20 protein-coding genes are annotated in these 19,000 nt (G+C 68.7%); 11 read left to right on the top strand and 9 right to left on the bottom strand.

All coding sequences use genetic code 11. The annotated features are described in order from the left end of the window. Nucleotides 1-23: 23 nt before the first annotated feature. Nucleotides 24-1,223, bottom strand: a complete 1,200-nt coding sequence (locus NJQ98_RS13300) for an MFS transporter (RefSeq protein ID WP_262179461.1) — start codon at nucleotides 1,221-1,223, stop codon at nucleotides 24-26. 105 nt (nucleotides 1,224-1,328) lie between these two features. Between NJQ98_RS13300 and NJQ98_RS13305 the strand changes: the two genes are divergently transcribed. The 5 genes from NJQ98_RS13305 to priL all read left to right on the top strand — a co-directional run bounded on the left by NJQ98_RS13305 (nucleotide 1,329) and on the right by priL (nucleotide 6,371). Beyond that, nucleotides 1,329-2,633: an amidohydrolase gene (locus NJQ98_RS13305; RefSeq protein ID WP_262179463.1), complete on the top strand. Its 1,305-nt coding sequence runs from the start codon at nucleotides 1,329-1,331 to the stop codon at nucleotides 2,631-2,633. A gap of 125 nt (nucleotides 2,634-2,758) precedes the next feature. After that, on the top strand, nucleotides 2,759-3,550 hold the full coding sequence (locus tag NJQ98_RS13310) for a carboxypeptidase-like regulatory domain-containing protein (RefSeq protein ID WP_262179465.1): 792 nt from the start codon (nucleotides 2,759-2,761) through the stop codon (nucleotides 3,548-3,550). Nucleotides 3,551-3,594: 44 nt separating this feature from the next. Beyond that, nucleotides 3,595-4,872 carry an adenosylhomocysteinase gene (locus NJQ98_RS13315; RefSeq protein ID WP_262179467.1) on the top strand — a complete coding sequence of 426 codons (1,278 nt, stop codon included), beginning with the start codon at nucleotides 3,595-3,597 and terminating at the stop codon, nucleotides 4,870-4,872. Between the two features lie 153 nt (nucleotides 4,873-5,025). Further along, nucleotides 5,026-5,211, top strand: a complete 186-nt coding sequence (locus NJQ98_RS13320) for a DUF7534 family protein (protein WP_262179470.1) — start codon at nucleotides 5,026-5,028, stop codon at nucleotides 5,209-5,211. 83 nt (nucleotides 5,212-5,294) lie between these two features. Then, entirely contained in the window at nucleotides 5,295-6,371 is a 1,077-nt protein-coding gene (gene priL / locus NJQ98_RS13325; protein ID WP_262179472.1) for a DNA primase regulatory subunit PriL, read from the top strand. Here the strand turns inward: priL and NJQ98_RS13330 are convergent. Next, nucleotides 6,368-6,577, bottom strand: a complete 210-nt coding sequence (locus NJQ98_RS13330) for a DUF7472 family protein (RefSeq protein ID WP_262179474.1) — start codon at nucleotides 6,575-6,577, stop codon at nucleotides 6,368-6,370. The two genes, priL and NJQ98_RS13330, sit on opposite strands and share 4 nt — an antisense overlap. A gap of 134 nt (nucleotides 6,578-6,711) precedes the next feature. On the opposite strand from NJQ98_RS13330, the gene NJQ98_RS13335 reads away from it, so the two are divergent. Then, complete coding sequence (locus NJQ98_RS13335) at nucleotides 6,712-7,344, top strand: SWIM zinc finger family protein (RefSeq protein ID WP_262179476.1); 633 nt, start codon at nucleotides 6,712-6,714, stop codon at nucleotides 7,342-7,344. 200 nt (nucleotides 7,345-7,544) lie between these two features. On the opposite strand, the gene hjc is transcribed toward NJQ98_RS13335, so the two are convergent. Genes hjc through NJQ98_RS13355 form a run of 4 tightly spaced genes read right to left on the bottom strand, consistent with a single transcriptional unit; the run spans nucleotide 7,545 to nucleotide 10,470 of the window. After that, entirely contained in the window at nucleotides 7,545-8,063 is a 519-nt protein-coding gene (gene hjc, locus NJQ98_RS13340; protein ID WP_262179478.1) for a Holliday junction resolvase Hjc, read from the bottom strand. Nucleotides 8,064-8,114: 51 nt separating this feature from the next. Beyond that, entirely contained in the window at nucleotides 8,115-8,765 is a 651-nt protein-coding gene (locus NJQ98_RS13345) for a cell division protein CdpA domain-containing protein (RefSeq protein WP_262179480.1), read from the bottom strand. 36 nt (nucleotides 8,766-8,801) lie between these two features. Continuing rightward, the gene (locus NJQ98_RS13350; protein ID WP_262179482.1) at nucleotides 8,802-9,674 is read right to left on the bottom strand and encodes an alpha/beta fold hydrolase; all 873 of its coding nucleotides are present in this window, start codon (nucleotides 9,672-9,674) and stop codon (nucleotides 8,802-8,804) included. A 52-nt stretch (nucleotides 9,675-9,726) separates the two neighbouring features. Further along, nucleotides 9,727-10,470 (bottom strand): DNA polymerase sliding clamp, encoded by a 744-nt coding sequence (locus NJQ98_RS13355; protein WP_262180996.1) that lies wholly within the window; start codon nucleotides 10,468-10,470, stop codon nucleotides 9,727-9,729. A 144-nt stretch (nucleotides 10,471-10,614) separates the two neighbouring features. Here NJQ98_RS13355 and NJQ98_RS13360 point away from each other — a divergent pair, with 144 nt between their 5' ends. From NJQ98_RS13360 to NJQ98_RS13370, 3 genes are all read left to right on the top strand, one after another. Beyond that, nucleotides 10,615-11,226, top strand: a complete 612-nt coding sequence (locus NJQ98_RS13360) for a hypothetical protein (protein WP_262179485.1) — start codon at nucleotides 10,615-10,617, stop codon at nucleotides 11,224-11,226. A gap of 260 nt (nucleotides 11,227-11,486) precedes the next feature. Next, nucleotides 11,487-12,467 (top strand): hypothetical protein, encoded by a 981-nt coding sequence (locus tag NJQ98_RS13365; protein ID WP_262179487.1) that lies wholly within the window; start codon nucleotides 11,487-11,489, stop codon nucleotides 12,465-12,467. Nucleotides 12,468-12,661: 194 nt separating this feature from the next. Continuing rightward, entirely contained in the window at nucleotides 12,662-13,456 is a 795-nt protein-coding gene (locus tag NJQ98_RS13370; protein ID WP_262179491.1) for a 23S rRNA (uridine(2552)-2'-O)-methyltransferase, read from the top strand. Nucleotides 13,457-13,563: 107 nt separating this feature from the next. Here the strand turns inward: NJQ98_RS13370 and NJQ98_RS13375 are convergent, their stop codons facing one another. The 3 genes from NJQ98_RS13375 to NJQ98_RS13385 are packed head-to-tail and all read right to left on the bottom strand — an operon-like array spanning nucleotide 13,564 to nucleotide 16,668. After that, nucleotides 13,564-14,250 carry a queuosine precursor transporter gene (locus NJQ98_RS13375; protein WP_262179494.1) on the bottom strand — a complete coding sequence of 229 codons (687 nt, stop codon included), beginning with the start codon at nucleotides 14,248-14,250 and terminating at the stop codon, nucleotides 13,564-13,566. Next, entirely contained in the window at nucleotides 14,237-14,413 is a 177-nt protein-coding gene (locus NJQ98_RS13380) for a CopG family ribbon-helix-helix protein (protein ID WP_262179496.1), read from the bottom strand. The genes NJQ98_RS13375 and NJQ98_RS13380 overlap by 14 nt, the downstream gene beginning before the upstream one ends. A gap of 44 nt (nucleotides 14,414-14,457) precedes the next feature. Continuing rightward, nucleotides 14,458-16,668: a twin-arginine translocase subunit TatC gene (locus tag NJQ98_RS13385; protein WP_262179498.1), complete on the bottom strand. Its 2,211-nt coding sequence runs from the start codon at nucleotides 16,666-16,668 to the stop codon at nucleotides 14,458-14,460. Nucleotides 16,669-16,776: 108 nt separating this feature from the next. Between NJQ98_RS13385 and tatC the strand changes: the two genes are divergently transcribed. Both tatC and NJQ98_RS13395 read left to right on the top strand, forming a co-directional pair. Then, nucleotides 16,777-18,189 (top strand): twin-arginine translocase subunit TatC, encoded by a 1,413-nt coding sequence (gene tatC / locus NJQ98_RS13390; protein ID WP_262179500.1) that lies wholly within the window; start codon nucleotides 16,777-16,779, stop codon nucleotides 18,187-18,189. After that, on the top strand, nucleotides 18,186-18,797 hold the full coding sequence (locus tag NJQ98_RS13395) for a histidine phosphatase family protein (protein ID WP_262179503.1): 612 nt from the start codon (nucleotides 18,186-18,188) through the stop codon (nucleotides 18,795-18,797). Before tatC ends, NJQ98_RS13395 begins: the two co-directional genes overlap by 4 nt. Nucleotides 18,798-19,000 lie beyond the last annotated feature (203 nt).

The raw sequence follows: 19,000 nt of genomic DNA on the forward strand, positions 1-19,000 counted from the left end.
GGTCTACTGTCTTTCCCTCTCCGCTAGTCGCGCCGCGGCAACAGGAGAAAGAGCCCGCCGGCCAGCAGCGTCAGCCCGGCCATCACGTAGAACGAGAGGTCGAACAGCCCGCGGTCGGCAAAGAGGCCCACGAGCGTCGACCCGGTCGCACCCACCGAGAAGAAGCCCGTTCGCAGAAGCCCCCAGCCGGTGCCCTCCACGGCGTCGGGGAGCAAATCGACGATGTAGGCGTTGGTCAGCGGTCCCGAACACATCCGGACGCCGATAGCCGCGGCGGCCAGGCTCAGGACGGCCCGCCCCGAAAGCAGGGGCAAGAGCGCCAGCGGGACGGCGCTGACCACCGCGATGCCGACGAGGACCCTGGGCGAGCCGTAGCGGTCGGACAGCCGGCCGGCCACTGGCTGGGAGACGGCGCCGCCGACGAACAGCCCGGAGAGAATCGCCCCGGCGGTCCCCTGCGTGAGACCGTGCGTAGTGACGAGATACGTCGTCAGAAACGCCGTGACGGCCTGAAAGACGAGCAACATCACCATCGCGCCGCCGACGGCCAGCGCCAGCCGCCGGTCGCCGAGGCCGGCGACGACCGCCCGGAGGTCGGCCCACAGCGACCGTTGCTCCGTGGCCGTCTCCCGGTCCGAGACGCTGAGCCACAGCGCGCCGGCGACGAGCAGAAAGAGCGGGGCGACGGCCGCCAGCCCGGCCCGCCAGCCGTAGCGGGTCGTGACGACGGCGGCGGCGAGCGGGAGGACGGCCGAGCCGACGGAGCCGGCGGCCATCACGGTCCCGAAGGCGACCCCCTCGCGGGCGTCGAAGGTCCGAGAGAGCAGGGTCCCGCGGGGCGGCCCGTAGAGCCCGGTCCCGATGCCGAAGCCGGCGGTGGCGAGGACGAACAGCGCGTACGTCGGCGCGACCAGATAGCCAAGCAGTCCGATGCCGGACAGCAGCGCCGACCCGACCAGCAGCGTCCGCTCGCCGACGCGGTCGATGTACACCCCCGCCGGGAACTGCATCGCCGCGTAGGTGAGCCAGAGGACGGTGACCGCGATGCCGGCCCGCGTGTTCGAGATGCCGAACTCCGCGCGGATGGTCGGGAGGACGGCGGGGACGACAAAGCGCATCCCCAGCACGAGGAACCACCCGGCGGAGACGGCCGCGAGCAGGCGGTAGGGGTTGCCGGCCCGCGAGTCGCTGACGACGCCACGAACTCGGTCGGTGACACCCATCGGATAGCCACGGGGCTTCGACCGGAAAGACGCTGACGAAAGGGACGTGACGCCGACAGCGCGGAACCCGGCCGAACTAAGAGCGGCCGTTCCCAACCTCGCCCCATGACGGAGCTCCTCGTCACCGGCGGCCAGGTCCTCAGACCGGATATGACCGTAGAGCGCGCGGACGTACTCGTCGACCAGGACCGCGGCGACATCGTCGCCGTCGACGACCCCGGAGAACTGTCCGGCGACGACGAACTCGACGCCGGCGACGGCCTCGTCGTCCCCGGGCTGGTCAACGCCCACACCCACGTCGCGATGACCCTGCTTCGGGGCTACGCCGACGACAAGCCGCTCGACGCCTGGCTCCAGGAGGACATCTGGCCCGTCGAGGCCGAACTGACGGCCGAGGACGTCCGCGTCGGCGCGGAACTCGGCCTGGTCGAGATGATTCGGTCGGGGACGACGGCCCTCTCGGACATGTACTTCCACGTCGACGAGATAGCGGCGGCCGTCGAGGACGCGGGCCTGCGGGCCTTGCTGGGCCACACCGCCGTCACCGTCGCCAAGGACGACGAGGGGGCGCGGGCGGACATGCAGGCGAGTCTCGATACGGCGCTGGAACTCGACGGCGCGGCCGGCGGCCGCATCAGGACCACGTTCCAGCCCCACAGCCTGACGACCGTCGGGGAGGAGTACCTCCGGGAGTTCGTCCCGGAGGCCGTCGAGGCCGGTCTGCCCATCCACCTGCACGCCAACGAGACGACCGACGAGGTCGACCCGCTCGTCGACGACCACGGCGTTCGGCCGCTCGAATACGCCGACGACGTGGGGCTCATGGGGGCGGACACCTTCCTCGCCCACTGCGTCCACGTCGACGAGACGGAAATCGACCTGCTGACCGATACCGGGACGGGGGCGGTCCACTGTCCGGCCTCGAACATGAAACTCGCGAGCGGGATGGCGCCGGTTCAGGAGCTGCTCGACGCCGGCGTCACCGTCGGGCTGGGAACCGACGGCGCGGCCTCGAACAACGACCTCGACATGTTCGACGAGATGCGCGACGCCGCGATGGTCGGCAAGCTCGCCGCCGACGACGCGAGCGCCGTCCCCGCCGAGACGGCCGTCGAGATGGCGACCGCAAACGGTGCCGACCTGCTCGGCTTCGACTCGGGGCGCATCGAGGCCGGCGCGAACGCCGACCTCGCGGTCGTCGACCTCGACGCCACGCACCTGACGCCGGCCCACGACCTCGTCTCGCATCTGGCCTACGCCGCCCGCGGCAGCGACGTGTGCCACACGGTGTGTGACGGCACCGTGCTCATGCGGGACCGCGAGGTCACCGTCCTCGACGAGCGGGCGGTCCGCGAGCGGGCGAGCGACCACGCCGCGGCGCTGGTCGAGCGGGCGGCCGAGGAAGGTTAAACGCTCATAACTGTCGATAAACGCTCTAACGGCTTTTGAACGGTTCATACCTGGACGGCAAACCGGGTGAACGGACTGAACGGGATTGGGGGTTTAATCAGATGTCCGTCCAGCGTAGACGTGTGATGCATACCAGACTGTTCGCAGTTATGGCCACGATGGGGTTGGTCCTGTTCGCGCTGGGACCGGGGGCGGCGACCGTCGCGGCCGACACCGCCGGCAACGACGCGCTCGACGTGTCGGTCGACCAGACCGACGCCGAGCCGACCGTGACGGTGACCGACAACGGCACCGCGGTCGAGAACGCCACCGTGACCGTCGAGGCGCTCGACAACGGTACGTACGAGGGCACCAGCGGTAACTACTCGACCGACGCGAACGGGACGGCGACACTTCCCGAGCCGACGGAGAACGTCTCCGTCGAAGTGACTGCGACTGCCGAGGGGGCGACCGGCTCGACGACGGCCGACCTGACCGTCTCTGCGGGCAACGAATCCGTCGGCTTCGGCGCCCAGGTCTCGGCGTTCGTCGAGTCGCTGCTCGCGGGCAACACGACCGGCGTCGGCCAGCAGGTCGCCGACTACGTGACCGAGAACAACCCGGGCAACGCGCCGGCGTGGGCCGGCCCGCCCGTCGATGACGACAAGCGCGGCCCGCCCGAGCACGCCGGTGGGAACGACAACGAGACCGAGGGCGACAAGCGCGGCCCGCCCGAACACGCCGGTCCGTCCGAAGATAGCGACGACGCGGACGACAACGAGACCGAGGGCGACGAGCGCGGTCCGCCCGAGCACGCCGGCCCGTCCGAAGATAGCGACGACGCGGACGACAACGAGACGGATGCTGACGACGACAGCGGGACGGAAGACGACGACAGCGGCGGGCCGCCGGAACAGGCTCGCGGCAACGGCAACTGACTGGCTTCGGTAGCGTTTTACGAACTCTCTCCTTCCTTCCGGGCATGACAGCGCCCATCTCTGAGCGACTCGACGACGTCGACGCGGCCCGCGAGTCGGGCCGTCGGAAGATGGACTGGGCAGCCCAGCACATGCCCATCTGCGACGCACTCGCCGCCGAGTTCGAGGCCGACCAGCCCTTCGCCGGCGAGCGAATCGGCATGGCGATGCACGTCGAGGCGAAGACGGCCATCCTGGCCGAGCTCCTGGCCGCCGGCGGCGCGGAGGTCGCCATCACCGGCTGTAACCCCCTCTCGACGCACGACGACGTGAGCGCCGCGCTCGACGCCGTCGACGGCGTCACCTCCTACGCCGAGCGCGGCGTCGACGACGAGGCCTACTACGACGCTATCAAGGCCGTCATCGACCACGAGCCGACCATCACCGTCGACGACGGGATGGACCTCGTCGCGGCCATCCACGAGGAGTACCCCGAGCTCATCGACACCATCGTCGGCGGCGCGGAGGAGACGACGACCGGCGTCCACCGCCTGCGTGCGATGGACGAGGACGGCCAGCTCGACTACCCCGTCTTCGCCGTCAACGACACGCCGATGAAGCGCCTCTTCGACAACGTCCACGGCACCGGCGAGTCCTCGCTGGCGTCGATTGCGATGACGACGAACCTCTCGTGGGCCGGCAAGACCGTCGTCGTCGCCGGCTACGGCCACTGCGGCAAGGGCGTCGCCAAGAAGGCGAGCGGCCAGAACGCCGACGTCGTCGTCACGGAGGTCGAGCCCCGCCGCGCCCTGGAGGCGCACATGGAGGGGTACGACGTCATGCCGATGGCCGAGGCCGCCGCCGAGGGCGACGTGTTCATCACGACGACGGGCAACCGCGACGTCATCGTCGAGGAGCACTTCGAGGCGATGCAGGACGGCGTCCTGCTGGCCAACGCCGGCCACTTCGACGTGGAGATTGACCTCGACGCCCTCTCGGACCTCGCGGTCGACAGCTACGAGGCCCGCGACGGCGTCCAGGCCTACGAGCTGGAAGACGGCCGGCGGCTGAACGTGCTCGCCGAGGGCCGACTCGTGAACCTGGCGACCCCCATCGCGCTCGGTCACCCGGTCGAGGTGATGGACCAGAGTTTCGGCGTCCAGGCCGTCGTGGTGCGCGAACTGGTCGAGAACGGCGGGGCCTACGAGGCCGGCGTCCACGACGTGCCCGACCGGCTGGACAAGGAGGTCGCGGAGATCAAGCTGGAGGCCGAGGGCGTCGAGTTCGACGCGCTGACCGACACGCAGGCGGAGTACATGGACTCCTGGCAGCACGGGACGTAGGTGCTCGCGCTTGGCGCGAGCACCGAACAGCCGAACGGGAACAGCGTGACCCGCGGAGGGGCCCGGCGAGACGCGCACGGGGAGCGACCGTCTGCCCGTTCAGCGGCGTCGTCGCGGGAACACATACGGTTCGGCGCCCGACTGAACGTATCAATGGCCGGAAAACTCCTGGTCGAATTCTTCGCGGTCGAGTCCCTCCTGATTATGGGTGGGTTCTTCGTCGCCGCGTTCCTGCTGCCGCCCGACCCGTACTCACAGCTCCTCTCGACGGTGGTGATTCTGGCGGTGACGCTCCCGCTCTCGTACTGGCTGGTCTACAGGCGAGGAATCCCGTCCTGATGTCGCCCCGAAAGCGGACCCGCTGTGCTGACCGCTGACCCCGGGACGGCAATTTTATTCGGCCCGGCGCGCAAGCGGTGTCCATGCAGCCCCTCCACGCGCGTTACCCGTTCCTGGCCGCCGCCCGCGAGGCCGTCGAGACGGCGGCGGTCGACCTGGGCGAGGTGGTCGCGACCGACGACGCCGTCACCCAGCGGGCCGTGGAGCGGGTCGAACACGCCATCACCGACGGGACGGTCGGCGAGCCACACCGGCGGACCCGCGTGGAACTGCTCTCCTATCCGGTCGCGCGGGTGCTCGTCTCGCTCGTCGATACACACGTCTGTACCCGCAAGTACGCCCAGGCCGAGGCCGAGACGGCCCAGGAGCGGTTCAGCGAGGAGTTCGCGGCGACGACGGAGTTCAAGTCCACGAGCACCGAGCGGGTGAGTCTCGACCAGCTGCTCGCCGAGTTCGACCTCGCCAGCGCCGTCACCGACGCCGACGGCGGCTACTGGGTCGAGGTGGGGACGTATCTGGACCTGGCGGCCGACCAGCGCGGGGACCGCTGGCGGCTGGTCAACCGGCCGCTGGCCGACGGACGGGTCCGCATCGCCGCCGACGAACTCCACGTCCTGTTGAAGCAGGCCATCCGCCACCGGGTCGCGGAGGGGCTCCCGTTCCAGGTGCCCGACCCCATCGCCGACGAGCTCGGCGACGAGGTCGAACGCTTGAACGAGGTGCTCGCGGAGCTCGACCTCACACGGGAGATAGACACCGTCGTGCCGGAGCTGTTCCCGCCGTGTATGCAGGCGCTGCTGGACCAGGTCCAGAAGGGCGAACACCTCGAACACCACTCCCGCTTCGCCATCGCCGCCTTCCTGACGAGCATCGGGATGACGACCGACGAGATCGTCGACCTGTTCAACGTCAACCCCGGGTTCGGCGAGGAGGCGACCCGCTATCAGGTCGACCACATCCGCGGGGACACCAGCCCGACCGAGTACTCCACGCCGGCGTGTTCGACCATGCAGTCCTACGGCGACTGTGTCAACATGGACGACCTCTGTGAGCAAATCTCACACCCGATGGCGTACTACGAGCGGAAGATAGACGACGCCGACGACGAGGAACTGGAGGACTGGCGCGACGAGAACAGCGACGACGAGGCCGAAGCTTAGAACTGCTGGCGTTCCAGCCAGATACCCGCTCCGAGCATCACGACGACGAAGAGCCCGATAGCGCCGACCAGTGCGGTGCCGCCCTGCGGAGTCAGCCCCCCGTTCGCCGAGTAGGTCGAGGCGACGTAGACGGTTGCGCCGACGAACGTCACGAGGGCGATGGCCGAGATGACGACCTGTACGATTGCCTCCCGCTCGATTTCCATATCCGGCGATATCCCCGGGGCGGGCAAAAGGGTGTCGAAGCGCCCGACCCCTCCGTACCGCCGAGAGATTTAGGGTCGTTCGGGCCCTACGTTTCGACTGGACACACCGCGAAAAACAGCCGTGTCCGCCCGCTATGACCCTGATTCACCCCTCGGACGACACCGAGCCGACTGCACTGGCACCCGACCCCGAGAGACTCGACGCCCGGTCCCGCCGCGCCTGGACCGAGCGGATGGCCGTCGACCGTCGCGAGGACGACACGTACGCCGTCACCACCGAGAGCGGCCACACCTACCGCGTCGACCTGCGCGAGCACAGCTGTAGCTGCCCGGACCACCGTATCCGCGGCGAGCAGTGCAAACACCTGCGGCGGGTCGCCATCGAGATAACCGCCCGCAGCGTCGCCCCGCCGGGCCGCGAGCGGGCGCGCTGTGATGTCTGTGGCCGTGTCACGTTCGTCCCCGAGGCGGCGTCCCCGCCCCACCGCTGCCGGCACTGCCGGCTCGTCGCCGGCGATATCGTCCTCGACCGCGAGACGGGCAAGCGCCTCGTCGTCGCCCGCGTTCTCGACGAGCGGGCCGACGAGCGCGTCGTCGAGGCCACCGGGGAGACCGTCGCGGAGTACGAGCGAAACGACGGTTACCCCGCCGACGACCCAGTCGTCGAGGCGACGTATCTGAGCGACGCCCGGGGCTCGAACCCCTCCCGGCGCTACGCGTTCCCGCGGTCGCGGCTGGAGCGGACCGACGAACAGCGCATCGAGTGATACCGACGGCTGTCTCAAACTGAGGTAAGTCACTACCGATTATCTTCACGAGCCGCCAGCATGACCGCTCGACACGGGGACGCCGCCGTCGGCGCGTCGACGCTTCTGGGCGGTTCGACGCACCACGAGTCGGTTCGGCCCACCCCCGCGACGGCGGCATGCGTTCTGGCACCGGTATCCCGGATAAACCTTCGTCGGCGCTACAGCATCTCGGCCGCCTCGTCCTTCGAGAGGTCGCCCCGCTCGAACGCCGAGAGGACGTCCAGGACGGCCTGGTCCGGGCCGCTCTCCTCGGCCACCTCGTCGAGCGTGACCTTCTCCGTGTTGCCGACGAACTCCTCGAAGTCGGTGCCGTCGGCCAGCGCCGTCTCCTTCTTGACCCGGTAGTTCCCGCCGTCGGTCGTGTAGAGCTCGCCCGGGTGGAAGAAATACCAGTCCTCGCGGTCGAAGCGGGCGGCGACGCGGGGTTTCGCGCCGAAGTTCCGCGCGAAAAAGAGCAGCGCCTCTATCTCCTCCCCGTCCAGGTAGATGGGGTCGCCGGCGCTTGATTTCGCCTCGATAGCGTAGAACGTCTCCCCGTCGCCGGTCAGCACATCGGGCAGTTCCCGCTCGGTGGCGCTGCCGCTCGCCGGCGCCCGCATCACCGCGAAGCCGGCCTCGTCGAGTGCGTTGACCAGTTCCCGCTCGCGGCGGTCCCCCTTCGCGTTCGAGTTTGCCATTGCCCGTCGTTTCGTCGTGGCACGTAAAAACGCCTCGCGGTTCCGTCCGGCCTACGACGGTCCGTCCGCGTCGTCGCTGTCCCGCTCCGACCGGAGTCCCGCCCGGGACTCCAGTTCCCGAATCACCTGCTCACTCTCGCCGCCGTCGCTGCGAATCGCCGCCGCGTAGCGCTGGTACTCCTCGCGGGAGACGGTCACGGTCTTCGACTCGCCCCGGCGGGTCAGCTCCAGCCGGACCATCCCCTGTGGGTTGTTCCGGGTGCGGAAACTCGCCATCGCGGTGAAGACGAACCAGAACGCCAGGGCGGCCCCGAGGAAGTACGCCATCGCCGTCTCGAAGGCGAGCGTCTCCGCGCCGGTGGTCCATCGCTCCGGGTAGGCCACCTGGAAGAGGGCGACGCCGACCAGACAGAGCCCGGCGCCGACGAGGACGCCAACGTTTTCGCGCCGCGAGGACGGGAGGACGGCCACGACGCCGAGAAACATCGCCGGGATGCCCAGCCCGCCCAGCGTCCCGGCGAGCTTCTCGGCGGCCCGGAGGTCGCTCGCGCCCAGCCACCCGCCGACGGGCGTCGTCACGACCAGCAGGCCGAACACGACCGCGAGCGCCCCCACGACACAGAGCGTGGCCCCGGCGAAGACGCGACGCGGGTCCCGCCCCTCCCAGCGGCGGCCGCCGTACGCGTCTCCGAGCTGCTCCATGCGAATTCGTTGTGTCCCATCCCACAAAACGGTACGTCAGACGGGCGTCGGACCCCGGAGCGCGCGCCCCGCGGCCAGACAGAGCGTCCCCAGGTGGTCGCTGTCGACCCGTTCGAGCGTGGCGTCGGGGAGCCGGTCGGCGAGTGCCTCGCCGGTGGCCGGGGCGACGTTGGTGTCCCGCCGGCCCTGCAAGACGGCGACCGGGACCGAGACCGCGTCGAGTTCGAACGGCCACGGCTCGGCGAGCAGACCGAGTTCACGGACGACGCCGCCCGGCCCGCGGCTCGTCGCCGCCAGCACGTCGGCCTGGACCAGCTCGGCGACCTCGTCGGTCGTGAGCGCCTCGGTTTCGGGCGGCGTGTCCGCGACGAGGTCCAGCGCCGCGTCGGGGCCCTGTCGACCGAGCGCCCACCGCTGGAGCCGGACGAGCGGCGCACACAGCCGCGGGACGTGTCGGGCCAGTGCCCCCATCGCTCGCTGTGCCCGGCCCCTGTCCCCGACGCCGGGCGGCCCGCTCCCGCTGACCACCGTCACCGACTCGACGGCGTCCAGCCGGTGACAGGCAAGCGCGAAGGGAGCCCCGCCGGAGAAGCCCACCACCCCGGCCGCGTCGGCGTCGAGACGGGCCAGCAGCGCGGCGGCGTCGTCGGGCCAGTCGGCGATGCCCCTATCGGCGTTGTCGGAGTCGCCGATACCCGGCCGGTCGGGGGCGATGAGGCAAACGCCGCGCTCGGCGGCGGGGGCGTCGAGCAGCCGCCCGAGCAGCCGCGAGCCGGGCGTCCCGTGACAGAAGAGGACGGGGCGGCCGGTCGGGTCGCCGTAGGTCTCGTAGGCGAGCCGCCGGCCGTCGAGAGCGAGATACTGTGGGTCGGTCGACCAGTCGCCGGCAGTCGGTTCGGCGGGGACCATACGTCGTCGTACCGGAGAGCCGCGGAAAAAGCCTGAGCCTCGGTGGTGCGGGTTACTCGCTCTGGATGCGCGGCGCGAGCATGTAGGTGACCCGCCCCTGGCCCTCGGCGAAGTCGAAGTGCATCTTGACGGGGAACTCCTCGCCCAGTTCCATCTCGACCTCGGCGTCTTTCGGGATGGCCTTGTTCATGTTCTTCAGGTAGTCAAGGGAGAACAGCGAGTGGGCGTCACCGGGCGTGAGGTCGATGAGGTCCTCCTGTGTGAGTTCGAGGTGGACGTCGTCGGTGTCGCCCTCGGCGTCGACGTAGAACAGCTCGTCGGTCGCGTCGACGCCCAGCGCGATGTGGTCGCTGACCATGTCCGCGGCGGTCACCGAGCGGTTGATGTCTTTCCCCTCGATGACGATGTGGGCGGAGAGGTCGAGGTCGGGGAGGTCGGGCTCCTGGCGGATGGAGTCGGGGTCGATGAGTGCGAGCGTGTACTCCAGGCCGTCGATGGCGATGTGGAGCTTGCGCGTCTCCTCGTCGAGTTCGAGGTGGACGAGCTGGCCCGAGTCAGCCATCCCGGCGATGTCCTCCAGCCGGGAGAGGTTGACCCCGATGAGGCCGCCGTCGGTCTCGTAGGACTCGAAGGCCGCCGCGTCGAGTCGCAGATCGACCATGCCGACGTTGGCCGGGTCGACCGCCCGAATCTCCAGCCCGTCGTCTTCGAGGTGGATCTTGCACTCGTCCACCAGCACGCTCACTGAGTCGAGAGCCGACTTGAGCGTGTCCGCACTCACGATGGCGTTGAACATCTTGAACCGGGCTACGCCCCCATGCATTAAAAAGTCCCTCATTGAATCCGCGTGCGCGCGGGGGCGGGCCGGACACAGCGGGCGACGGGGTGGTTGCGACTGCAGGCACCGCCCGTATCCGACCGGCACGACAAGCGAGAGTGAATGACCGACCCAGTCGACGAGAGGACGCGCCGGTGGAGCCGTCGGGCAGTGCTCCGGTCAGTCGCTGTCGGCGCTGGGGCGCTCGGAACTGCCGGCCTCGCCGCGGGCCAGACGGAGACGGACGGCGGCGGCGACCAGGGCGGGCAGCAACGGGCCGTCATCCCCGAACAGCAGCAGTACGACCAGACGGTGACGGGCTTTTTCATCCACATCGGTCCCGGCGTCGACCCGACGGAGGCCGGCGTCGCCGACCAGTGCGATTTCGTCGACTGGGCCGACGACGAGACGCTGGCCTACGACGCCCAGCTCATCGACCGGAAGGCCGACCCCGAACAGACGCAGATAACGCTGTATCTCCACGAGCGCGTCGAGGTCGAGCCCGGGGCGCTGTTTATCATCAACAACCGCGAGCAGTGCCGGAGCGGGTACCTCGGCATCTACCTCGAACCGGTCGGTATCAACCTGGCACAGCTCCGGAGCCGGGACTTCACGCCGAACCCCGAGACCCAAGATGGCGGGGGCGGTGTCGGCGCCGCAGGCCCCGGCATGGGCGTCGCCAGCGGGCTGGCGGGACTGCTCGGGACGGGCTGGCTGCTGGGTCGGCGGCGCTGACACCGGCGAAGCGACACCGAGAGCAGAGTATGATACTCCCCTGGCCCGCCGGGGGCGACGGCCACTGTTTGCGAACAGAAAGCTGAGGTTTGTTATGTCAGCTCCCACTCACTAACTGGCGTTCTCAGCCGGTAGGCGTTTGTTTTTATCAGTAAATCTAGTGCAAACAGTAATATCTAAGCCGATGATTTTCCACCAACTATCCGCAGACGAGTACCGAACCGCATGCAAGCGGTACGTACATAGATAAGATACGTATCATGACTCGACGAAGTTCCACGACGGACGAGAATAGTCTCAAACGACGGACATTCTTTACGACGGCTGGGGCCGCAGCGATATTCGGCCTCGCCGGGTGCAGCGGCAGCAGCCCCGACGAGACCGGTTCCGACTCCGGCGACGGTGACAGCAGCGGCGGCGACGGAAGTACCGACGCCCGCGCTGACGGTCCGTTCGGCGATATCGGGTTCGAGGACGGCGAACTGACCGTCGGTATCAGCGACGACGCGGTCGCCGCGGTGAACGCGTTCTGGGAAGACGAGCTAATCGGGAGCGAGGAGGTCCCCACGGGTGCCTCCGAAATCACGGTTTTCAGTGCCGACCGGACCTTCCACGGCGAAGCGGTCAGACTGGTCGCCGTCGACGACGAGGACAACGAAATCGACTCGACGACCGAGTCTTTCGCCGCCGACCCGTCGGTGAGCCGCGTGCGGTCGCAGGCAGCCAAGAACGACCGTCCGATGACCGAGGAGGCCGCCAACGAGTACAGCGGGGAGTTCACTACCGCGCTTGTCACCATAGAGAACGCGGGCGACGGCCCCCTGTTCGTTCCACAGTGGGGCTTCAAACCGGACACGAGCGTCTACCTCACCGACGGTGTCGCGACCGTCGCGCCCGCCGGCGCGGCCGACGACCGGCTGTCGGACCCCTCCGACCACGTGCTCGTTCCCGCCGGCGGCACCGCCGAAGTCGTGCCGTTCTTCCCGAACCCCCGACACCTCTACTTCGAGCCCGACAGTGGCGGGGAGAACGAGGAGTGGCCCGAGTCCATCCGGAGTATGGGCGAGTGGCCGGACGGGTATGCCGACGGCGACGAGGTCGACGTCCCGGTGACCATCGAGGACGACCGCGGCGAGCGAGTCACGGACACCGTGACCGTGACCTACAGCGGCGGGATGTTCGACATCGGCGGCCCGGCCGCAGCGGCGTATACGCCCGGAAGCGTCACCACCAGTAACTGACTCCGTTTTGCACGGGTCCCGACGGCCCGTCCCGCAATCGTAGCAGGGAACGCCCGTCCCTGCCGTGTTGCCCCGCTCACGTTCGGAGTTGAGCGCCAGCCCCCATCCGATGTACCTTTCCGGTTCCGCGGCGTCATCTCCAGTATGAACTGGAATTCGCCAGCAGTTTCGACAGGGGATTCGGTGAAGTAACGATGTCCGGTAAGGACGAATACTACAACAAAGCCAAACAGCAGGGGTACCGCGCCCGGTCGGCCTACAAGCTCCAGCAGCTGGACGACACCGCCGGCCTGCTCGGCGAGGGCCGCACGGTCGTCGACCTCGGCGCGGCTCCCGGGGGCTGGCTGCAGGTCGCCGCCGAACGCGTCGGCGAACGCGGCACCGTCGTCGGCGTCGACCGCCAGCGCATCGAGGACCTGGAGAACCCGGAGCCGACCGTCGAATACGTCCGCGGGGACATGACGGAAGAGTCGACGAAACAGAAGGTCCGCGACGCTGTCGGCGGCAGTTCGGACGAACTCGGCGGTCCCGTCGACGTGGTCGTCTCGGACATGGCGCCGAACATGAGCGGCGACTACGACCTGGACCACGCCCGCTCGGTCCACCTGGTCCGACAGGCCTTCGAGGTCGCGACCGACCTGCTCGGCTCGGGCGGGGACTTCGCGGCGAAGGTGTTCGACGGGCAGGACCTGCAGGACCTGAAGGCCGACATCGAACCGGAGTTCGAGTACGTCCGCGAAGTGCGCCCGGACGCCTCGCGTGACTCCTCTTCGGAGCTGTATCTCGTCGCCAAACACCGACTGACCGCGCCGGTCCGGGCCGGCGACGTGGTCGAGGTGACCATCGACGACATCGGCGAGGAGGGCGACGGCATCGCGAAGGTCGAGGACTTTACCGTCTTCGTCAGCGGCGTCGAGGAGGGCGAGACGGTCGAGGTGCGCATCGACGACGTGAAACCGCGCTTTGCCTTCGCGCAGCCGGCAGAATAGTCTCGCCACTTCTCTGCGGTCCGTTATCGAGGGTCTTCGCTACTGCTCGCGGGTCGCTTCGCTCCCCGCTCGCAATCCGAGACATCTCCCTCCGGTCGATGTCTCGCTTACCACGGCGACGGGCGGGCGGCCTGGTCGCGGGCACGGGCCGCGGCGACGACGGCGTAGACGAAGGGGGTGTCACCCAGCGCGATGGCGAGTTTCAGGAGGTACTGGCCGACGACGAGCGACAGCGCCGCCGGGAGCGAGAGCCCCTGTAGCAGCACGAACCCCACGCCGACGAAGATGACCGTATCGACCAGCTGGCTGGTCGCCGTCGAGCCGATGTTGCGCAGCCAGAGGTGGTCACCGCCCGTCGCGTCGCCCAGCGCGTGAAAGAGGACGACGTCGAGGTTCTGGCTGACGACGTAGGCGGCGAGGCTGGCGGCGACGATGGCGGTGCTCGAACCCAGCACCGCGCGGAACGCCGCGGGGTCGACCTGCTGGCCCGGCAGCCCTGGCGCGAGGATGGTGGACCAGACCAGCGCCAGCAGGACGAAGTTCATCGCGAAGCCGACGTTGACGACGATGGTCGCGGCCCGTCGCCCGTACAGCTCCGCGTAGCAGTCCGACGCGAAAAACGTCAGCGCGTACGCCAGCGCCGCCCCCGGAAGGACCAGCCCGTCGCCGACGACCGGCAGCGCGACGGGCAGCGAGAAGGCGAGCAGCTTCGAGGCGGTGACCTGGGCGACCACCAGCGACGTGACGAAGAGGCCGACCAGGCCCACGCGCAGGGGGTCCTCACTGCTCGTCATCGAGGCGCCCCTGTCGCTCGTCGATGTCGTCTAGCAGGTCCAGCGTCTTGCGGACGGAGGCCCGAATCGCCTCGCTGCGGTTGACGAACTTCCCGTCCTCGCCGACGTGGCCGTCCAGGTCCTCGAGGAGTTCAGCGGGCACTTCGACGCTTATCTTGGGCATATCTGGAGAATACTGCCGGCCGGCTTAAATCAGTCGAAGCGGTCCTAATCGGCCGGTTCGCCCCGTCCCTTCGGGGTCCGGCGACCGCCCAGCGTGTACACCCACAGGATTGCCAGGCCGAGCAGGTACGCGAGCGAGACGGGGATGCCGACCAGGAACATGGTGAAGATGCCTTTCGGCGAGAACAGCGCCGAGAGCGTGACGATGCCGATGACGACCTCGCGCCAGCGGTCGTACATCAGGCTAAAGGGGACGATTCCGCCGCGGTGGAACAGGAACATCGTGATGGGTATCTCCGCGAGCAGACCGATGCCGACCGTGAGGAAGAACACGAGCCAGCCGAAGCTGCTGATGCGGTAGGAGATTATCATGTTGGCCTGCAGCTGGTCGCGGGCGATTGCCGAGATAGTCACCGGCGCGACGTAGAGGAAGCCGACGAGGCTGCCGACGGCGAGCGCGCCGAAGAGCGACCCGCCCCAGACCAGCAGTATCTTCCGGTCGCCGACGACGAACCCGCGCTCTTTCAGCGCCGGCCACGCGAAGTAGGCCACGAGCGGGATTATCGAGACGGCCCCGACGATGGTCGAGAACTTCACGATGAAGACCAGATGTTCGACCGGGTGCAGCGTCACGATGTTCACGCCGGCCTGCATCTCCTCGGGGAGGCGGCCGACGAACACTTCCCGGATGACCCCGATGCCGCCCTGGTAGAGAAAGAGGAAGACGCCGGCCAGCACGGCGCCGAACAGCCCCAGTATCCAGAACGCCTTCGAGAGCAGCGAGTCGAGGATGAAGCGGATGTCGTAGTAGTAGCCGCCGATGTCGTCCTCGGTGGTCTCCTCCTCGGTGAAGGCGTCGGCCATCCCCGCCGTGGTCGAAGCGAGGACGTTGTCGCTGTCCTCGGACTGGTCGTCCGCCGTGTCCCCTTCGCCGCCCGTCTCGGGCGCGTCGGGCCCGCCGTCCTCGTGGACGGCGTCCCAGCGGTCGAGGACCGCCTGGGCCTTCTCCTCGTCACCGCTCGACAGCGCCCGGTCGGCGTGGCCCAGCGCTTCCTCCTCAGTCATGACCTCGAAGGCCTCCTCGGGGGCGACCCTGACCGCCGAGGCGTCAAGTTCGCCGATGTCGATGGCGGTCGGGTCGCCGTGGCGCCGGCCGGCGGGGACGGCGCTTTCCGAGAGCGCCTGCAGGACGTGGTAGTACAGCACGACCGCCGCGCCGGCGAGCCCGATCACGGCGCCGATGGCGACCGCGGTCTCCGCCGTCGAGAGGCCGAGCAGGTCGGGCCTGGCGAGGTTCCCTTTCAGGCTCTCCGAGTAGGGCGCGGCGGCGGCGTCGATGGCCCGGAGCGCGTCGAAGGCCGACGTGGTCAACAGGAGGTATATCCCGCCGCCGACGGCCACGAACGCGCCCAGGATGGTGTTCCACTGCTCGCGGGCGACCCGGCGGGTGCTGATGAGGTCGCCCGACCGTTTGACCGTCACCGCGAGCTTCGAGAGCGCGAGGCTGAAGCCGTAGAGGCCACACAGCGGCATGGCCCACATAATCTGCGTGAAGGGGTCCGGCGGGGAGAAAAGCGCCCCGAACCCGAAGATAGCGAGGACGGCCAGGCGCCACTTCTCCCGGAACGTCTCGTAGGGGACGATACCCGTGTACGAGAGGATGGTCATCATCAGGGGGAGCTGGGCCGCCAGGCCGAACGAAACCGCGAGCAGGAAAACGAACTGGAACCACTTGACGATGGAGTACTGCGGGGTGAACCCGGCGGCCAGCGCGTTGCCGGCCAGGAAGTTGAACATTATCGGGAAGAACAGCTCGTAGGCGTAGGCGACGCCGACGGCGAACAGCCCAAGGCTGATGACGACGAACAGCGCGCCCTTCCAGGCGGGGATATGTTCGGTGGGCCACCAGCCCCGGCGTCGGAGCCCGTCGCGGCCGAAGAATATCAACAGCGGCACCGCCATGAGAATCCCGATGACGGCCCCGATTTTCACCTGCAAAAGGATGACGTCGAAGGGCGTGATAGCGGCCGTGCTGGTAGCCTCCCGGGTCGCTGCGTTCATCTGGGAGTACAGCAGGTCCGAACGGAGTCTCTCCCACCCCCCGTACTGCAGGGCCATGATGGTCCCTATCATGCCGACGACGAAGACGATGAACACCTTCTGGAGGTTCGACTGGGCGGCCGATAGCATCGAACCCAGCGTCTCACGGCCGCTCTGGACCGTGCGAACGGTGTCCTCGTCGATAGCGCTCGACATCTCTCGTGTGGGTAGCCGACTGACCGTTATCAATTTGTTCATGGCCCGCGCGGGCCGGCTTCGCTCGAAAAGAAAGTTTACAACGACCTCCCGCTAAACGCGTCCCAGATGGGTAACGACGTGGACCGCTCGGGCTTCGACGGGGACATCTCACGCCACGAGAGCGATATCTACCCGAGCCTGGACCCCCGCGGGGCCCCGGCGCCCGCCGGCGACGCGGGAGCGACCGGCCCCGAACCTGCGCCGGAACCGGGCGCGTCGGACGGGGCCTTCGACGGCGCCCCGGACGACGAGGAGATGCCCCTTGCGGACCACGTCGAGGAGATGGCGACCCGGCTGTTCATCGTGCTCGCCGTGATGGCCGGGGTTGCCGTGCTCGCCCTGCCGGCCTCGGACGAGCTCATCAACTTCCTGTGGTACTCCTTCCTCGACGGGCCGGCCGAGAACTGCGCCCGCGTCGCCGTCGACGCCCAGCCGGGCGGTCAGGCGGCCGGTCCCGCCGGCGCCGACTGCCCGCACGTCTACAGTCCGCTCGCGCTCATCCTCGCGCGGCTGAAGGTGGCCTCGCTGGTGGGGCTCGTCGTCGGGCTGCCGGTGTTCGTCTACGAGACGTATCTGTTCATGCGCCCGGGGCTGTACCCCAACGAGCGCCGCTACTACCTGGCCGCGGTGCCCACGAGCCTGGTGCTCGCGGCCGTCGGCGTCGCGTTCGCGTACTTCCTCGTCCTGCGGGCGATGTTCGACTACTTCATCACCTACTCCGACCGGGCGGCCGACCTCGCGTTCGGCCTGGGTGAGACGTTCAACCTCATCATCCTGATGCTGGGCTTCTTCGCCATCGTCTTCCAGATTCCGCTGTTCGTCATGCTGGCCATCATGATGGGTATCGTGACCCGCCGGTGGCTGGTCCAGCGCCGGCTCTACTTCTGGGGCGCCTTCGCGGCCATCGCCTTCGTCTTCAGCCCGGACCCGACCGGGATGGCGCCGCTGATGGTCGCGGTGACGATGATCGGCCTCTTCGAGGGGACTCTGCTCCTGTTGAAGTGGACCGGCACCAGCTCCCCGATGCCGACCGCCGGGGACGTGGCCAAGCGCCGGCCCTACGCCTATCTCCTCTTTGCCCTCGTCGGCTACGTCCTCAGCCCGCTCCCGGTGCCGACGGGCTACTACGGCGCCCTGCCGAGCTCGGTCACGGGCCCGCTCGCCGAGGTCGGCTTCGCGCCCTCCATCCTGGTCGGCGGCGGGCTCATCCTCCTCTTCGAGCTGACGGCCTACCTCAACAAGAACTACTACGGCAGCGCGCGGCTGTGGCGGGGCCTCCGCCGGGTCCGCCTGCCGGTCTGGACGGTCGCCATCGTCGTCGGCTACCTCTCGACGCCGGACCCGACCCTGTTCCGGCTCGTCGACCAGTTCGGCCTGGCGCCGACCGCGGCCGCCGGGGTCGCCCTGGCGCTGCTCCTCGTCTTCGAGGGCGGCCTGCTGGTCGCCCGGCGCAGGTCGAGCGGGGGCGCCGAGCGATGACGACGCTGCTGCTCGTGCGCCACGGCGAGACCCCCTGGAACCGCGAGGGGCGGGTCCAGGGGTGGGCCGCTACGGGGCTGACCGACCGGGGCCACGAGCAGGCCCAGGCGCTGGGGGCGTGGCTGGCCGACGAGTACGACGTGGACCGCGTCGTCGCCTCGGACCTGCGACGGACCCGCGAGACGACCGACCACCTGCGTGCGGCCGGCGACGGCCTGCCGGACCCGACCGTCGACCGGGCGTGGCGTGAACGGGGCTTTGGCGTCTACCAGGGCTTTCTCGCCGAGGAGCTGTTCGAGCGCGAACCGGACCACGCGTCCGGCGACAGCGTCTCCGCGCTCGCCGCCGCCCCCGAGGGCGCCGAGGGCATCGACGAGTTCTGTGCCCGCGTCGAGTCGGCGTGGGCGGGACTCCGGGAGCGGGTCGACGACGGCGAGACCGCCCTGCTGGTGACCCACGGCGGCGTCGTCAAGGTCGTGCTGTCGCTCGTCACCGGACGCTCGCGGGCCGCGGCGCTGACCGCCCACTCCCCGCCGAACTGCTCCGTGACGGAGATACGATTAGACGACGGGGACGCATCTGTCAGTCCAGTACGGAACGGTTTCTAGGAGCAAGCACGGTGTCACGGGACGACAAACGGGTTGACGTGTGCTACCGGTCTCGCTTCGCAAAGATGGTAGAATTACAGCTTTGTTGTCATCTATGCGCTTGTTGTTCAGCTTGTGACAAATGATGTGTTCAGCGACGAATCCGATGCGGTGTAAAACCGAACTAGCGACTCACTTCTGTACGCAGATTATCCACAAACTAT

Source organism: Haloarcula laminariae, from assembly GCF_025457605.1.
Taxonomy (GTDB): Archaea; Halobacteriota; Halobacteria; order Halobacteriales; family Haloarculaceae; genus Haloarcula; species Haloarcula laminariae.

Coding starts and splice junctions, on each gene's coding strand:
- NJQ98_RS13355 (WP_262180996.1), bottom strand. CDS start 10,470: ATGTTCAACGCCATCGTGAGTGCGGACACGCTCAAGTCGGCTCTCGAC.
- NJQ98_RS13345 (WP_262179480.1), bottom strand. CDS start 8,765: ATGGAGCAGCTCGGAGACGCGTACGGCGGCCGCCGCTGGGAGGGGCGG.
- NJQ98_RS13315 (WP_262179467.1), top strand. CDS start 3,595: ATGACAGCGCCCATCTCTGAGCGACTCGACGACGTCGACGCGGCCCGC.
- NJQ98_RS13370 (WP_262179491.1), top strand. CDS start 12,662: ATGTCCGGTAAGGACGAATACTACAACAAAGCCAAACAGCAGGGGTAC.
- NJQ98_RS13375 (WP_262179494.1), bottom strand. CDS start 14,250: ATGACGAGCAGTGAGGACCCCCTGCGCGTGGGCCTGGTCGGCCTCTTC.
- NJQ98_RS13330 (WP_262179474.1), bottom strand. CDS start 6,577: ATGGAAATCGAGCGGGAGGCAATCGTACAGGTCGTCATCTCGGCCATC.
- NJQ98_RS13380 (WP_262179496.1), bottom strand. CDS start 14,413: ATGCCCAAGATAAGCGTCGAAGTGCCCGCTGAACTCCTCGAGGACCTG.
- NJQ98_RS13300 (WP_262179461.1), bottom strand. CDS start 1,223: ATGGGTGTCACCGACCGAGTTCGTGGCGTCGTCAGCGACTCGCGGGCC.
- NJQ98_RS13335 (WP_262179476.1), top strand. CDS start 6,712: ATGACCCTGATTCACCCCTCGGACGACACCGAGCCGACTGCACTGGCA.
- NJQ98_RS13385 (WP_262179498.1), bottom strand. CDS start 16,668: ATGTCGAGCGCTATCGACGAGGACACCGTTCGCACGGTCCAGAGCGGC.
- NJQ98_RS13395 (WP_262179503.1), top strand. CDS start 18,186: ATGACGACGCTGCTGCTCGTGCGCCACGGCGAGACCCCCTGGAACCGC.
- NJQ98_RS13305 (WP_262179463.1), top strand. CDS start 1,329: ATGACGGAGCTCCTCGTCACCGGCGGCCAGGTCCTCAGACCGGATATG.
- NJQ98_RS13365 (WP_262179487.1), top strand. CDS start 11,487: ATGACTCGACGAAGTTCCACGACGGACGAGAATAGTCTCAAACGACGG.
- NJQ98_RS13350 (WP_262179482.1), bottom strand. CDS start 9,674: ATGGTCCCCGCCGAACCGACTGCCGGCGACTGGTCGACCGACCCACAG.
- tatC (WP_262179500.1), top strand. CDS start 16,777: ATGGGTAACGACGTGGACCGCTCGGGCTTCGACGGGGACATCTCACGC.
- NJQ98_RS13320 (WP_262179470.1), top strand. CDS start 5,026: ATGGCCGGAAAACTCCTGGTCGAATTCTTCGCGGTCGAGTCCCTCCTG.
- hjc (WP_262179478.1), bottom strand. CDS start 8,063: ATGGCAAACTCGAACGCGAAGGGGGACCGCCGCGAGCGGGAACTGGTC.
- NJQ98_RS13310 (WP_262179465.1), top strand. CDS start 2,759: ATGCATACCAGACTGTTCGCAGTTATGGCCACGATGGGGTTGGTCCTG.
- priL (WP_262179472.1), top strand. CDS start 5,295: ATGCAGCCCCTCCACGCGCGTTACCCGTTCCTGGCCGCCGCCCGCGAG.
- NJQ98_RS13360 (WP_262179485.1), top strand. CDS start 10,615: ATGACCGACCCAGTCGACGAGAGGACGCGCCGGTGGAGCCGTCGGGCA.